Annotated in this window: 14 protein-coding genes; 8 read left to right on the top strand and 6 right to left on the bottom strand. The window is 69.0% G+C overall.

The window, feature by feature from the left end; genetic code table 11:
- Positions 1 to 187 precede the first annotated feature (187 nt).
- A complete protein-coding gene (locus ACWIHT_RS43800; RefSeq protein ID WP_456174220.1) occupies positions 188 to 838 on the top strand; it encodes a pirin family protein in 651 nt (216 codons plus the stop codon).
- On the opposite strand, the gene ACWIHT_RS43795 is transcribed toward ACWIHT_RS43800, so the two are convergent.
- Complete coding sequence (locus ACWIHT_RS43795) at positions 835 to 1,659, bottom strand: serine hydrolase domain-containing protein (RefSeq protein WP_456174213.1); 825 nt, start codon at positions 1,657 to 1,659, stop codon at positions 835 to 837. The two genes, ACWIHT_RS43800 and ACWIHT_RS43795, sit on opposite strands and share 4 nt — an antisense overlap.
- Positions 1,660 to 1,754: 95 nt before the next feature.
- Here ACWIHT_RS43795 and ACWIHT_RS43790 point away from each other — a divergent pair, with 95 nt between their 5' ends.
- Together ACWIHT_RS43790 and ACWIHT_RS43785 are read left to right on the top strand one after the other, a co-directional pair.
- A complete protein-coding gene (locus ACWIHT_RS43790; protein WP_456174212.1) occupies positions 1,755 to 2,216 on the top strand; it encodes a MerR family transcriptional regulator in 462 nt (153 codons plus the stop codon).
- Positions 2,213 to 3,229: an aldo/keto reductase gene (locus ACWIHT_RS43785; RefSeq protein WP_456174211.1), complete on the top strand. Its 1,017-nt coding sequence runs from the start codon at positions 2,213 to 2,215 to the stop codon at positions 3,227 to 3,229. The genes ACWIHT_RS43790 and ACWIHT_RS43785 overlap by 4 nt, the downstream gene beginning before the upstream one ends.
- Before the next feature lie 6 nt (positions 3,230 to 3,235).
- Here the strand turns inward: ACWIHT_RS43785 and ACWIHT_RS43780 are convergent, their stop codons facing one another.
- From ACWIHT_RS43780 to ACWIHT_RS43770, 3 genes are all read right to left on the bottom strand, one after another.
- A complete protein-coding gene (locus ACWIHT_RS43780) occupies positions 3,236 to 4,084 on the bottom strand; it encodes a DUF4429 domain-containing protein (RefSeq protein WP_456174219.1) in 849 nt (282 codons plus the stop codon).
- 58 nt (positions 4,085 to 4,142) lie between these two features.
- Positions 4,143 to 5,372 (bottom strand): alpha/beta hydrolase, encoded by a 1,230-nt coding sequence (locus ACWIHT_RS43775; protein WP_456174210.1) that lies wholly within the window; start codon positions 5,370 to 5,372, stop codon positions 4,143 to 4,145.
- 83 nt (positions 5,373 to 5,455) lie between these two features.
- Complete coding sequence (locus tag ACWIHT_RS43770) at positions 5,456 to 6,091, bottom strand: TetR family transcriptional regulator (RefSeq protein WP_456174209.1); 636 nt, start codon at positions 6,089 to 6,091, stop codon at positions 5,456 to 5,458.
- Positions 6,092 to 6,174: 83 nt separating this feature from the next.
- On the opposite strand from ACWIHT_RS43770, the gene ACWIHT_RS43765 reads away from it, so the two are divergent.
- A complete protein-coding gene (locus ACWIHT_RS43765; protein WP_456174208.1) occupies positions 6,175 to 7,821 on the top strand; it encodes an MFS transporter in 1,647 nt (548 codons plus the stop codon).
- A 235-nt stretch (positions 7,822 to 8,056) separates the two neighbouring features.
- The gene (locus tag ACWIHT_RS43760) at positions 8,057 to 8,308 is read left to right on the top strand and encodes a hypothetical protein (protein ID WP_399116660.1); all 252 of its coding nucleotides are present in this window, start codon (positions 8,057 to 8,059) and stop codon (positions 8,306 to 8,308) included.
- 6 nt (positions 8,309 to 8,314) lie between these two features.
- On the opposite strand, the gene ACWIHT_RS43755 is transcribed toward ACWIHT_RS43760, so the two are convergent.
- A complete protein-coding gene (locus ACWIHT_RS43755) occupies positions 8,315 to 9,094 on the bottom strand; it encodes a potassium channel family protein (protein ID WP_456174207.1) in 780 nt (259 codons plus the stop codon).
- Between the two features lie 120 nt (positions 9,095 to 9,214).
- Positions 9,215 to 11,947, bottom strand: a complete 2,733-nt coding sequence (gene aceE / locus ACWIHT_RS43750) for a pyruvate dehydrogenase (acetyl-transferring), homodimeric type (RefSeq protein ID WP_456174206.1) — start codon at positions 11,945 to 11,947, stop codon at positions 9,215 to 9,217.
- 362 nt (positions 11,948 to 12,309) lie between these two features.
- Here aceE and ACWIHT_RS43745 point away from each other — a divergent pair, with 362 nt between their 5' ends.
- The 3 genes from ACWIHT_RS43745 (at position 12,310) to ACWIHT_RS43735 (ending at position 14,036) form a co-directional block, all read left to right on the top strand.
- Positions 12,310 to 12,747: a DUF3052 domain-containing protein gene (locus tag ACWIHT_RS43745; RefSeq protein WP_019067106.1), complete on the top strand. Its 438-nt coding sequence runs from the start codon at positions 12,310 to 12,312 to the stop codon at positions 12,745 to 12,747.
- A 141-nt stretch (positions 12,748 to 12,888) separates the two neighbouring features.
- A complete protein-coding gene (locus ACWIHT_RS43740; RefSeq protein ID WP_456174205.1) occupies positions 12,889 to 13,347 on the top strand; it encodes a peroxiredoxin in 459 nt (152 codons plus the stop codon).
- A 113-nt stretch (positions 13,348 to 13,460) separates the two neighbouring features.
- On the top strand, positions 13,461 to 14,036 hold the full coding sequence (locus ACWIHT_RS43735) for a TerD family protein (RefSeq protein WP_019060360.1): 576 nt from the start codon (positions 13,461 to 13,463) through the stop codon (positions 14,034 to 14,036).
- Positions 14,037 to 14,082 lie beyond the last annotated feature (46 nt).

The following is a 14,082-nucleotide window of genomic DNA, read 5'->3' as shown; positions in this document are numbered from 1 at the left end:
GGAGTCCTTCCAGTTCTGGTTGGCCAGGCCGCCCTGGTCGGCGCGCCATCGTGCTCGGCGCTGCGCGCCTCCGCGCGCTGGGCCTCTCGACACCGGCGCGCCCCTACGGCGCCCTCTCGGCCGGTGGCGTGGGGACAGTGAAAGTGGGTGGGCCCTTGCCGTGGGCGGGGCTACCGTGGTGGGTGTGATGGACGTACGGCGGGCAGTCGAGCGGTACTCAGGGGGTGACCCGCAGGCCGGGATCCAGTCCTGGCACGCCTTCTCGTTCGGGCCGCACTACGACCCCGACAATCTTCGGTTCGGCGCTGTTATCGCGTGCAATGAGGAGCGGCTTGGCCCGGGTGCCGGGTTCGGTGAGCACCCGCACAGCCACACGGAGATCGTCACGTGGGTGGTGGAGGGGGAACTCAGTCACCGGGACTCCACGGGGCGTCTGACGCTGGTGCGGCCTGGTGATGTGCAGCGGCTTGGTTCGGGGGTGGGTGTGCGTCATGTCGAGCGCAATGACAGTGACTCGCCCCTGACCTTCGTGCAGATGTGGCTCGCCCCGCTGGAGCCCGGTGGCGAACCCTCGTACGAGATCGTCCACGGCATCGCCGACTCCACCCCGTACGCCGTGCCGGAGGCCGGCGCGATGCTGCATGTGCGGCGGCTGGTGCCGGGCGAGCGGACTGCCGTACCGGACGCGGCGCATGTGTATGTGCATGTGGTGCGGGGTGAAGTGCGGGTGGGGGGAGAGGAGTTGGGGCCGGGGGATGCCGCGCGGATCACTGACGCACGGGATTTGGCGGTGGAGGCGGTGAGCGGGGCTGAGCTGCTGATGTGGGAAATGCTTTAGGGGGTGGGGAGTTCGGCCAGTACCGCGTCTGTGAACGGCGGCCATGCCTCCACCGCCCATGCCCCGAACGCTCGGTCCGTCAGGGCTACGCAGGCCGCGGCCGCCGTCGGGTCCACCCACAGGAACGTGCCGGACTGGCCGAAGTGGCCGAAGGTGCGGGGGGACGACGAACTGCCCGTCCAGTGGGGGGACTTGGAGTCGCGGATCTCGAAGCCGAGGCCCCAGTCGTTGGGGTTCTGGTGGCCGTAGCCCGGCAACACGCCCTTCGTGCCCGGGTATTGGACCGTCATCGCCTCGGCGACCGTGCGGGGGTCGAGGAGGCGGGGGGCCTGGAGTTCGGCGGCGAAGAGGAGGAGGTTGGCTACCGTCGAGACGGCGTCCTTTGCCGGGGAGCCGTTCAGTGACGTGGAGTTCATGCCCAGGGGGGTCAGGACCGCCTGGTGCAGGTAGTCCGCGAACTCGATCTCCGTCGCCTTCGCGATGTGGTCGCCCAGTTGCTCGAAGCCCGCGTTCGAGTACAGGCGGCGCTGTCCGGGCGGGGCCGTCACGCGGTGTTCGTCGAAGGCCAGGCCCGAGGTGTGGGCGAGGAGATGGCGGACGGTGGAGCCGGGCGGGCCCGCCGGTTCGTCCAGTTCGACGGCGCCCTCCTCGTACGCTACGAGGACGGCGTAGGCCGCCAGCAGCTTGGTGACCGAGGCGAGGGGGAAGGGGTGGGTGGTCGGGCCGTGGGTGCCGAGGACGGTTCCGTCGGCTCGTACGGCGCCCGCCGCCGCGGTCGGTACCGGCCAGTTCTCGATCAGCGCGAGGTTGTGCAGGGACATGCGGTCGAGCCTAAGCGCTCGGGGTCGGGCGTCCCGCCGAATTCTTACCGGTTCCGCTTGCTTCGAGTGCACTCCAAGGCCATAGCGTGGTGACCATGACGGTGATGGAGACCACGGGTACCAGGACCGACAGCTGCGCGGGCCCGCCGCAGGCCGAGCGGCGTCCCGACGGCGCGGACAGCTACACCATCAGCGAGGTCGTCGCCTTCACCGGCCTGACGGCACACACCCTGCGCTGGTACGAGCGCATCGGGCTGATGCAGCACATCGACCGCTCGCACACCGGCCAGCGCCGCTACAACAACCGCGACCTCGACTGGCTCGACCTCGTCGGCAAGCTCCGCCTGACCGGCATGCCGGTCGCCGACATGGTCCGCTACGCCGAGCTGGTGCGCGAGGGCGACCACACCTACGGCGACCGCTTCGAACTCCTGGAAGCGACCAGGCGGGACGTCCTGGCCAGGATCGCCGAACTGCATGACACCCTCGCCGTACTCGACCGGAAGATCGCCTTCTACGGCGAGGCCCACGCATACGAGAAGGAGAAAGCCGGATGACCGACACCACGATCCCGACCGCACGGCTCGGCGCGGACGGCCCCGAGGTCGGCGTCCAGGGCCTCGGCTGCATGGGCATGAGCTTCGCCTACGGTCCCCCCGACGCGAAGGAGTCGCTGGCCACCCTGGACCGGGCGCTGGAGCTCGGCGTGACCTTCTACGACACGGCCGACGTGTACGGGGTCGGGGAGAACGAGCGGTTCCTGTCGCCGTTCTTCAAGGCGCACCGCGACGAGGTCGTCGTCGCCACCAAGTTCGCCATGTCCATCCCGGCCGGCGAGCCCACCCGGCGGGTCATCCGCAACGACCGGCCCTACATCCGCCAGGCCGTCGAGGCGAGTCTGCGGCGTCTTGGCATCGATGTCATCGACCTCTACTACATGCACCGCCGCGACCCGGCCGTCCCCATCGAGGAGACCGTCGGCGCGATGGCGGAACTGGTGCGCGAGGGCAAGGTCAGGCACCTCGGGCTGAGCGAGGTCACGGGAGCGGAGCTGCGCGCGGCGCACACCGTGCACCCGATCGCCGCCGTGCAGTCGGAGTGGTCGCTGTTCAGCCGGGACGTCGAGATCAGCCTCGTCGGTGCGGCCGTCGAGCTGGGCTCGGCCGTCGTGCCGTACTCGCCGCTCGGCCGCGGCTTCCTCACCGGCTCCTTCGCCAACGCCGAACAGGACCTGACGGAGGGCGACTTCCGCCGCAACCAGCCCCGCTTCACCGGCGAGAACGCGGCGGCCAACGCGACCCTCCTGGAACCCATCCGCACGGTCGCCGACGCCCACGGCGCCTCCCTCGGCCAGATCGCCCTGGCCTGGGTCCAGCAGCGCGCCCAGGTCCACGGCCTCCCGGTGATCCCGATCCCCGGCACCACCAAGCGCAGGCGGGTGGAGGAGAACACGGCAGCGACGAGGATCGTCCTGACCGACGACCAGTTGAGCCTGCTGGAGCCGATCGCGGGCAAGGTGGCGGGCGATCGGTACGCGGACATGACGTCGGCTTCTACCAGCAGGGAGTAGGGGTTCCTACAGTTCCGCGAGGAGTTCCGCCTTCTTCACGGTGAACTCCTCGTCCGTCACCAGTCCCGCCTGATGCAGCTCCCCGAGGTGCCGGATCCGCTCGGCGATATCCGCGGGGTCGCGGCGCGCGGCCGGGATCACAGCCGTGGGACGCGCGGAGCGAACGGCGGAGAGGACCGCCGCCGCGAACGGCAGAGACTCGTGCACCGGGCCGTAGCCCAGTCCGAACACGACAGCCGCCGGGTCCTGATCCACCGGCACCGGCGGCGCGGTGCCCCGCAGCAGCCGTAGATGGCCCTCGAAGACCTCGGGGGAGCGCCACTCGACGCCGTTGAGGTCGGTGACCGGGAAGGTCTGGTCGCCGGCCTTCCACTTGGCGGACGAGGCGCCGGTCCAGAACCAGCGGAAGGAGACCGTCTTGCCGTCGAAGGTCGCCTTGCCGTCGTACGCCTTGAAGCGCAACGGTACCTCGGGCGCGGCCACCAGGAAGCGTTCGGCCGGGCCGCGGTCCCGCTTCAGCTGCGCGCGCAGCTCGTCGGAGTAGTACTCGGCGAGGGTCTCGCGCTCGGCGGGGAGTACGAGTTGGTAGGGGTCGCTGCCCTCTTTGAGCTGGCCGGCGGCCGCCTCCATGAGGGGGTCGGCGCCGGGGCGCGGTACGAGGCGCAGGACGACCGTGCCGCGTCTGCCGGGGGCGAGGGTCACGGTGTCGATCGCCTCGAAGGGGATCCGGCGTTCACCGAGTGCCTGGAAGAGTTTGGGGGTTCGAATGCCTCGTTCGTAGCGGATACGCACGGAGTCGGACTCGAACTCCCAAGCGGCATGAAATCCGGCCAGTACGTCACCCATGCGGCTCATCGTAGGCGGCACACACTCCTCCGTCCCATCCCCGCGCAGACCGCAGTTCCTGCTGTTTCTACGCGCGTCCGGCCGCCGAGGCGTCGGACAGACCCTGTCGGCAGGTGTCGGTGTCGTGCGCGCACGACACCGCGTCGTACGCGCCCACGCCGATGTCGGCGAAATTGGCGAGGCTGTCGGTGCCCGACGCGAAGTAGCCGGTGTGACCCTTGGCGTCCTTCGCGGCCAGCACCCGCGCGCCGAACGCCCTGGACACCGGGTCCTCGCCGTGGCCGAGACCGCCGACCTCCATGTACGGCACGTCCTGGATCCAGTCGTCGGCGTCCCGCATCGCCCACACCTGGGCGAGGGTGTGCAGGTGGGAGGCGTTCGAGGCACGCATGCCGGGGCTGCCGGCCACCGCGATGTCGGTCACCCGGGGCGGCAGTTCGTGCGCGGCGACCCCGCACACCACCGAGCCGTAGCTGTGGCAGAAGAGGGCGACCCGAGAGGTGCCGGGCAGCGCGCGCAGCAGCGCGTTCAGCCGTACGGCGCCTGCCTCGGCGCGGCCCGCGGTGGCCGAGTCGATGCCGAGGCCGCCGGGCGCGGTGTAGTCGGCCCAGGCGATGACGGCGGTGCGCGTGCCGGTGTCGGTCGCGGACTTCGCCGTGTTCTCGGCGGCGTACAGGTTCTGCGCCATGCCGACCGGCGCCGAGTAGCTCTTGTTGGTCTTCTGGAAGGTGAGCAGGTCGGTGTCGACACCGGGGACGATGATCGACACGCGCTGCGCGGTGTCCAGGTCGCCGAAGACCTCGGCGATCCGCCCCGAACCCTCGGGGTCGAAGGCCAGGATGTGGCGGTCCCCGCTCATCAGCGCCTCGAAGCGGTGCATGAGGCGGCCCGCCTCCTGCTTGCCGTAGGGCGTGAGGCGGCTGTCGTGCATGCGCTTCTTCTCGACCTTGCGGGCCTGGTCGAGGGCGATGTGGTTGGCGCGGTAGCGCAGCTGGACCGGGGCGCCGTTCATGTTGCCGACGGCGAGGGGGTAGCGGTGCGCGAGGCGGGTGCGCTGCTGTGCGGTGAGCGAGGCGAAGAAGCGGGCCAGCCGGGTCGGGGAGGCGTCCGGGTCGGGCAGCTCGCGCCCGTTCATATGGCCGTGCTCCCATGCGGAGAGGGAGGCCTGGAGCGCCGTTTTCCCGGGGTGGCTGCGTACCGCGGTCCAGCCGGTGGTCGCCAGCATCACGAACACCACGGCCAGCGCGAGCAGCGCGCGCCAGGCGTTCAGCGTGGGGGAGGAGTCGAAGGAAGTCACTGGGAGGACACACTAGGAGAACGAGAGGGTCTCGCGTTAACCGAGTGACGGGGATCACGTTTCAGCGGTACGTGATGAGGAACTCAGTACGACTCGCTCGCGCGCCAGTTCCCCGCGAGCGCCGGTCCCACCCCGTCCAGGTAGGCGGCCGTCAGCTCCCGCATCGCCTCGATGCTGAGGTCGTCCCCCGCGATCCACATCCGCTCCACCACCCGCATCGCCCCGCCGAACACCGCGACCACCAGCCGCGGCCGGGGGTCGGTGTCCATCGCCAGCCCCTCGCGCACGGCGACGATCTGCGCGAGTTCCTCCTCCAGCTCCATCGAGCGCCGCAGATGCGCGGCGAGCAGCGCCGGCGTCGACTCGATGACCCGGTAGGTGCGCATGTGCAGTTCCAGCGGTACGACCTGCTGGATCGCCTCGTTGATGGTGTCCCAGCTCTCCAGCACGGCCCGGCGCAGCGCCTCCAGCGGGGCCTCGTGCGGCGGGCGGGCGCGGACGGCCTCCACGAAGTGCGTCTCGGTGAGCCGGGGCACGAAGAAGGCGGCCTCCTCCTTGCTCGCGAAGTAGCGGAAGAAGGTGCGCTGCGAGACGTCGACGGCCTCGGTGATCTCGTCGACGGTGGTCTGTTCGTAGCCCTTGGCCGTGAACAGTTCGAGGGCGGCGTGCAGCAGCGCGTCCCGCGTGCGGGCCTTCTTGCGCTCGCGCAAAGTCTCCATGCCGTTCTCCTCATGATTGTTGACAGCCGCCGACATCTGAACCTGTTTGTCAACTGTCAGTGGCTGACACTAGCCTCGAACGCATGACTAGTCAGACCACCATCAGCGCGACGGGGCCGGGGGACAAGGCACCGGCCGCCCCGTCCGGACCGACGCCGTCCACGGGGCTGCGCGGCCACCCGTGGTTCACCCTCATAACCGTCGCCGTCGGCGTCATGATGGTGGCCCTCGACGGCACCATCGTCGCCATCGCCAACCCGGCCATCCAGAAGGACCTCGGCGCCAGCTTCGCCGACGTCCAGTGGATCACCAACGGCTACTTCCTCGCCCTCGCGGTCTCCCTCATCACCGCCGGCAAGCTCGGCGACCGCTTCGGCCACCGCCAGACCTTCCTGATCGGCGTCAGCGGCTTCGCCCTCGCGTCCGGCGCGATCGGCCTCTCCCACAGCATCGCGTTCGTCGTCACCTTCCGCGTGCTCCAGGGCCTGTTCGGCGCACTGCTGATGCCGGCCGCGCTCGGCCTGCTGCGGGCCACCTTCCCGGCCGAGAAGCTCAACATGGCCATCGGCCTGTGGGGCATGGTCATCGGCGCCTCCACCGCAGGCGGCCCGATCCTCGGCGGCGTCCTCGTCGAGCACGTCAACTGGCAGTCGGTGTTCTTCATCAACGTGCCGGTCGGCGCCATCGCGCTCGTCCTCGGCCTGCTGATCCTCCGCGACCACCGCGCCGCCCTCGGGCGGAGCCCGGAAAATGGATACAGCGCCCCGCGCTCCTTCGACATCCTCGGCATCGCGCTGCTCTCCGGCGCGATGTTCTGCCTCGTCTGGGCCCTCATCAAGGCCCCCGCCTGGGGCTGGGGCTCCGGCACCACCTGGACGTTCCTCGCCGCGTCCGTCCTGGGCTTCGCCCTGTTCGCCTTCTGGGAGCAGAAGGTCGCGGAACCCCTCATCCCCCTGGGCCTGTTCCGCTCCGTCCCGCTGTCCGCGGGCGTGGTCCTGATGGTCCTGATGGCGATCGCCTTCATGGGCGGCCTGTTCTTCGTGACGTTCTACTTGCAGAACGTGCACGGTATGAGCCCCATCGACGCCGGTCTCCACCTCCTCCCACTCACCGGGATGATGATCGTCGGCTCCCCGCTCGCGGGCGCCGCGATCACCAAGCTCGGCCCGCGCATCCCGCTGGCCGGCGGCATGGCGGCCACCGCCATCGCCATGTACGGCATGTCCACCCTGGAGTCGGACACCAGCAGCGCGGTCATGTCGATCTGGTTCGCCCTGCTCGGCTTCGGCCTCGCCCCGGTGATGGTCGGCGCGACCGAGGTCATCGTGGGCAACGCGCCCATGGAGCTGTCCGGTGTCGCCGGCGGTCTCCAGCAGGCCGCGATGCAGATCGGCGGCAGCCTCGGTACGGCCGTCCTCGGCGCCGTCATGGCCTCCCGCGTCGACAGCGACCTGCCCGGCAACTGGGCGGACGCGGGCCTGCCCAAGCTCACCCAGCCCCAACTGGACGCGACCGCCGAAGCGGTCCAGGTCGGAGTCGCCCCGATCGCACCGGGCACCCCGGAGACGGTCGCCGCGAAGATCACGCAGGTCGCCCACGACACCTTCATCTCCGGCATGAGCCTGGCCTGCCTGGTCGCCGCCGGCGTAGCGGTGGTCGCGGTGTTCGTCGCCCTGCTGACCAAGCGCGGTGAGAACGCGGAGGCGGGCGCGGGAGCCGCCCACATCTGACCGCACATCTAACCCTGATTCAGGCCGAGTTCGCCTATCAGGGTGACTGCGCTAAAGATTCCTGGCGCTCGGTACGCGCCGCAGGTCACAGTAAGTCAAGTCCTCCGCAGGGCAGGGGGGACGGGTGGTCTGCGGCGCGCTGCCGGAGGGGGGCAGCGCGCAAGCAGGCTTTTTTCATGCGTACGGGGGTAAGCGTCGTAGGACGGAACTGGCGTGCACCCTCAGGGAGTTGACGATGACGGGCTCAGGAAACGGAACACGCACCCGACCGGACCGCGCGACGCTCGCCGTCGTCGGACTGGTCTGCGCGATCGCGGGCTTCTTCCTGGCGGGCAACCTGGGGATCGTCCTCGGCCCGATCGCGGTGATCTGCGGCTGGCTGGCCATGGGCCGCAGGTGGGCGGGCGCCCGCCGGGTGGTGGCCCTGGTGGCCCTGGTCCTGGGCGCGATCGACACGGTGGCGGCGGTTCTGTGGACGTTCTTCTGAACCGTTCTACGGACGTTCCTCCGAACCGGGACTGACCAGGCTCGGCACCCCCGCCCCTGCCTCCGACCCCGACAGCGCCGCCACCTCCGCCCGCAGCGCCCGTACTTCCTCCGTCAGCGCCTCGATGGCCTCGGTCTGCCGGCGCTCCTCCACGTCGTCCTTCTCGAACCGGGCGATGAACCAGGTGGCGATGTTCGCGGTGACGACACCGAGCAGCGCGATCCCGGACAGCATCAGACCGACGGCGATCATCCGGCCGAGCCCGGTGGTCGGCGCGTGGTCCCCGTACCCCACGGTCGTCATGGTCGTGAACGACCACCACACGGCGTCACCCAGCGTCCGGATGTTCCCGTTGGGCGAGTCCCGCTCCACGGACAGCACCGCGAGCGAACCGAACATCAACAGCCCGACCACCGCGCCCGCGACATACGTCGTCAACTGGATCTGCGAGGCCATCCGGGCCCGCCGCCCGACGAGTATGAGGGTCGACACCATGCGCAGCAGCCGCAGCGGCTGGAGTATCGGCAGCACGACCGCGCACAGATCCATCCAGTGCGTCCGCACGAACCGCCGCCGGTCCCGGGACATCGCGAGCCGCATCAGATAGTCGGCCGCGAACGCTCCCCACACCACCCACTCGACCGCCGTGCACCCCGTGGTCAACGAGTGCCCGGCGGTCGAGTCCACGATCGGCACGGCATAGGCCACGGCAAACGCAACGGCGAGAGCCAGCAACGGCCGCTGAGTCCGCTGCTCCCAACGGGCTTGCGCCGACAGTTCCTTCATGACGGCATGTTAGGGGGGTGGGCAGGCCCGAAGGGCCGCCCACCAGGGGCGCGGGGCTGTATCGATTTGCGGCTCCGCCGCGGGTGCGCGACCAGCCCCCACGCACCCGCAGCCGACGAACTACGCATCTCCTCCAGCAGCCCCGGGGTCAGCCGAAGCAACATCCAGCAACTGATACCGATCGATCGCCTGCTTCAACACAGACCGATCGACCTTCCCCTCCCGAGCCAACTCCGTCAGCACAGCCACCACGATCGACTCCGCGTCGATGTGGAAGAACCGCCGAGCAGCCCCGCGAGTATCAGCGAACCCGAACCCGTCAGCCCCCAACGACTGATAAGTACCGGGCACCCACCGAGCGATCTGATCAGGAACCGACCGCATCCAGTCGGAAACCGCCACGAACGGCCCCTCCGCCCCGCTCAACTTCCGCGTGACATAAGGAACCTGCTGCTCCTCCTCGGGATGCAGCAGGTTGTGCCGCTCGACCTCGACCGCCTCGCGCCGCAGCTCGTTCCAGGAGGTCGCCGACCAGACATCGGCCCGCACGTTCCAGTCCTCGGCGAGAATCCGCTGCGCCTCGATCGCCCACGGCACCGCGACCCCCGACGCCATGATCTGCGCCGGAACCGTGCCCGCGGCGCCCTGGCTGATGCGGTGAACACCCTTGAGGATGCCCTCCACGTCCACATCGGAAGGCTCCGCCGGGTGCTGGATCGGCTCGTTGTAGACGGTGAGGTAGTAGAAGACGTCCTCACTGTCAGGGCCGTACATCCGCCGCAGCCCGTCCTGCACGATGTACGCGATCTCGTACGAATACGCCGGGTCGTAGGCGACACAGCCCGGGTTGGTGGAGGCCAGCAACTGTGAGTGGCCGTCCGCGTGTTGCAGACCCTCGCCGGTCAGAGTCGTACGTCCGGCGGTCGCGCCCAGTACGAAACCGCGCGCCAACTGGTCGGCCATCTGCCAGAACTGGTCACCGGTGCGCTGGAAACCGAACATCGAGTAGAAGACGTAGACCGGGATGAGCGGCTCGCCGTGCGTCGCGTACGCCGAACCCGCCGCGATCAGCGAAGCCGTGCAGCCCGCCTCCGAGATGCCGTCGTGCAGCATCTGCCCGGTCGGCGACTCCTTGTACGCGAGCAGCAGATCGCGGTCCACCGACTCGTACTGCTGGCCCAGCGGGTTGTAGATCTTCGCGCTCGGGAAGAACGAGTCCATGCCGAACGTGCGGTACTCGTCCGGCGCGATCAGCACGAACCGCTTGCCGATCTCCTTGTCCCGCATGAGGTCCTTGAGCAGTCGTACGAACGCCATGGTGGTGGCGATCGACTGCTGGCCGGAGCCCTTCTTCACACTCGCGTACGTCTTGTCCTCGGGGAGGGCCAGCGGCTTCGAGCGGACGACACGGGTGGGGACGTAGCCGCCCAGCCCGTTGCGCCGGTCGTGCATGTACTGGATCTCCTCCGAGTTCCGGCCCGGGTGGTAGTACGGCGGCGCGCCGGACTCCAGCTCCTGGTCGGTGATCGGGAGGTGCAGGCGGTCGCGGAAGCCCTTGAGGTCGGCGACCGTCAGCTTCTTCATCTGGTGCGTGGCGTTGCGGCCCTCGAAGTTGGGGCCCAGTGTCCAGCCCTTGACCGTCTGCGCGAGCACGACGGTCGGCTGGCCCTTGTGCTCCTTGGCCGCCTCGAAGGCCGCGAACACCTTCCGGTGGTCGTGGCCGCCGCGCCCCAGGTGCAGGATCTGGTCGTCGGTCATGTTCTCGACCATCGCGCGCAGCCGGTGGTCGTGCCCGAAGAAGTGCTCGCGGATGTACGCGCCGGTCTCCGTGGCGTACGTCTGGAACTGGCCGTCCGGCGTGGTGTTGAGCTGGTTGACCAGTACGCCGTCGCGGTCCTGGGCGAGCAGCGGGTCCCAGGTGCGGTCCCAGACCAGCTTGATGACGTTCCAGCCGGCGCCCCGGAACTGCGACTCCAGCTCCTGGATGATCTTGCCGTTGCCGCGCACCGGGCCGTCGAGCCGCTGGAGGTTGCAGTTGACGACGAAGGTCAGGTTGTCCAGGCCCTCGCGCGCCGCGATCGACAGCTGGCCCAGCGACTCCGGCTCGTCCATCTCGCCGTCGCCGAGGAACGCCCACACGTGCGACCTGGAGGTGTCCGCGATCCCGCGCGCCTCCATGTAGCGGTTCATCCGCGCCTGGAAGATCGCGCCGAGCGGGCCGAGGCCCATGGACACGGTCGGGAACTCCCAGAAGTCCGGCATCGACCGCGGGTGCGGATACGAGGACAGCCCGTACGGCGCCTTCGACTTCTCCTGGCGGAACGCGTCGAGCTGCTGCTCGCTGAGCCGGTCCAGGAGGAACGCGCGGGCGTAGATGCCCGGCGAGGCGTGTCCCTGGAAGAAGATCTGATCGCCGCCGTCGCCCTGGTCCTTGCCGCGGAAGAAGTGGTTGAAGCCCACGTCGTAGAGCGAGGCGGAGGAGGCGAAGGTGGCGATGTGGCCGCCGACCCCGATACCGGGACGCTGGGCCCTGGACACCATCACCGCGGCGTTCCAGCGGGTGGCGTTCAGGATCTTGCGCTCGATCTCCTCGTTGCCGGGGAAGAACGGCTCGTCCTTGGTGGCGATGGTGTTGACGTAGTCCGTGCTGCGCATCTCGGGCACGGCCACGCGCTTCTCGCGGGCCCGCTCGATCAGCCGGAGCATCAGATAGCGGGCCCGCTCACGGCCGCGCTGGTCCACGGCGGCGTCGAGGGAGTCGAGCCACTCCTGGGTCTCTTCGGGATCGAAGTCAGGAACCTGACTCGGAAGGCCGCCAATGATGATCGGATTGCGATCGGATCCGGAAGCCACGCTGTTCCTTACCTGTCAGAGGGAGCTGGGTGAGGGGGCTGCACCGTTCCCCATGGTCTACCGCGGGGCGGCAATCGTCATCTCTACCGTGAGGTAACCGTGACTCGTTTAGCAAAGTCATTCGAGTCGCGTACCCTCGGAGGGTTCTCAAACGTGCAAACCGGGCAGAACGCTGTGGTGTACGTCACCGGTGGCCGCGATAGCGTGCCTGGAGTTGCGGCGACACGGCCAGGATCGTCACCGTTTCGGCGTTCCGAATCGCCGGGTACTTGCGCGATCCGGCCCGTCCGTGTGGACTACGGCCAACGCTTCGCGTACGCGCGTGGCTGGACATTCATCAAGACATGATCAGGAGGCAACCCGTGAGCGCGACCGCGGACCACGCGGAGGAGCGGACGAACCCTGCCGCAAGGCTGGGGTTCCAGCCCGAGCAGGTGGTCCAGGAGATCGGCTACGACGACGACGTAGACCAGGAACTCCGCGAGGCCATTGAAGAAGTCATCGGCAGCGACCTGGTGGACGAGGACTACGACGACGTCGCCGATGCCGTGGTGCTGTGGTTCCGCGACGAGGACGGCGACCTGACCGACGTGCTGGTGGACGCCATCTCGTACGTCGAGGAGGGCGGCTCCATCCTGCTGCTGACGCCGAAGACCGGCCGTGACGGCTACGTCGAGCCGAGCGACATCTCGGAAGCCGCCACGACCGCGGGACTCTCCGCGGCCAAGAGCGTCAGCGTGGGCAAGGACTGGAGTGGCAGCCGGCTGGTGACGCCCAAGGCGGCCAAGTCCAAGAGGTAAGCCACGGAGGTACCTCGATCGTTGAACCCCGGACGGGCTGGCCATGCCAGCCCGTCCGTCCGCATGCCGTGATCGCTGCGTAGGGTGGTGGGCCCAGGCTGGTCTCACCCGAACAGCCCCACCGAAGGGATGCAGGACGAGATGGCGATCCAGGTCGGCGACAAGGCCCCCGATTTCGAGCTCAAGGACAACCACGGCGCCACCGTGAAGCTCTCCGACTTCCGCGGCGAGAAGAACGTGGTGCTGCTCTTCTACCCCTTCGCCTTCACCGGCGTGTGCACCGGCGAACTGTGCTCCCTGCGCGACAACCTGCCGCAGTTCACCGACCGCGACACCCAACTCCTCGCGGTCTCCAACGACTCCATCCACACCCTGCGCGTCTTCGCCGAACAGGAGGGCCTGGAGTACCCGTTGCTCTCCGACTTCTGGCCGCACGGCAACACTTCGCGCGCGTACGGCGTCTTCGACGAGGACAAGGGCTGCGCCCTGCGCGGCACCTTCGTCATCGACAAGGAGGGCGTCGTGCGCTGGACCGTCGTCAACGGGCTCCCGGACGCGCGCGACCTCGGTGAGTACGTGAAGGCCCTCGACACCCTGTGATTGTTAGGTTCCAGGGCCTGCGAGGGCCGGGAACCCGTCACTAGGATCGAGACGTTGATCCGATACCGACGCACTACGGGGCATCCCCGCCCCTGGACACCAATGGAGGACTCGTGGGAGTCAGCCTCAGCAAGGGCGGCAACGTTTCACTGACCAAGGAGGCCCCGGGCCTGACCGCGGTCATCGTCGGTCTGGGGTGGGACGTCCGCACCACCACCGGTACCGACTTCGACCTCGACGCCAGCGCACTGCTGCTGAACAGCGCGGGCAAGGTCGCGAGCGACGCCAACTTCGTCTTCTTCAACAACCTCAAGAGCCCCGACGGCTCCGTCGAGCACACCGGTGACAACACCACCGGTGAGGGCGAGGGCGACGACGAGGCGATCAAGGTGAACCTGGCGGCGGTCCCGGCCGACGTCGACAAGATCACCTTCCCGGTCTCGATCTACGACGCCGAGAACCGCCAGCAGTCCTTCGGCCAGGTCCGCAACGCGTTCATCCGCGTGGTGAACCAGGCCGGCGGCGCCGAGATCGCCCGCTACGACCTCTCCGAGGACGCCTCCACGGAGACGGCCATGGTCTTCGGCGAGCTGTACCGCAACGGCGCGGAGTGGAAGTTCCGCGCCATCGGCCAGGGCTACGCCTCGGGCCTGCGCGGCATCGCCCAGGACTTCGGCGTCAACGTCTGAGGTCCCCAGGCTTCACCGCCCGGCGCCGCGCGGTCCGCGTGCGGCG

Source organism: Streptomyces sp. NPDC002276 (assembly GCF_053891435.1).
This window is presented reverse-complemented; position numbering and strand designations above follow the sequence as displayed.

Excerpts from the sequence above, each read along its gene's own strand:
- ACWIHT_RS43780 (WP_456174219.1), bottom strand. The coding sequence starts at position 4,084 with ATGAGCCGCATGGGTGACGTACTGGCCGGATTTCATGCCGCTTGGGAG.
- ACWIHT_RS43740 (WP_456174205.1), top strand. The coding sequence starts at position 12,889 with ATGGCGATCCAGGTCGGCGACAAGGCCCCCGATTTCGAGCTCAAGGAC.
- ACWIHT_RS43800 (WP_456174220.1), top strand. The coding sequence starts at position 188 with ATGGACGTACGGCGGGCAGTCGAGCGGTACTCAGGGGGTGACCCGCAG.
- ACWIHT_RS43760 (WP_399116660.1), top strand. The coding sequence starts at position 8,057 with ATGACGGGCTCAGGAAACGGAACACGCACCCGACCGGACCGCGCGACG.
- ACWIHT_RS43785 (WP_456174211.1), top strand. The coding sequence starts at position 2,213 with ATGACCGACACCACGATCCCGACCGCACGGCTCGGCGCGGACGGCCCC.
- ACWIHT_RS43755 (WP_456174207.1), bottom strand. The coding sequence starts at position 9,094 with ATGAAGGAACTGTCGGCGCAAGCCCGTTGGGAGCAGCGGACTCAGCGG.
- ACWIHT_RS43765 (WP_456174208.1), top strand. The coding sequence starts at position 6,175 with ATGACTAGTCAGACCACCATCAGCGCGACGGGGCCGGGGGACAAGGCA.
- ACWIHT_RS43790 (WP_456174212.1), top strand. The coding sequence starts at position 1,755 with ATGACGGTGATGGAGACCACGGGTACCAGGACCGACAGCTGCGCGGGC.
- ACWIHT_RS43795 (WP_456174213.1), bottom strand. The coding sequence starts at position 1,659 with ATGTCCCTGCACAACCTCGCGCTGATCGAGAACTGGCCGGTACCGACC.
- ACWIHT_RS43770 (WP_456174209.1), bottom strand. The coding sequence starts at position 6,091 with ATGGAGACTTTGCGCGAGCGCAAGAAGGCCCGCACGCGGGACGCGCTG.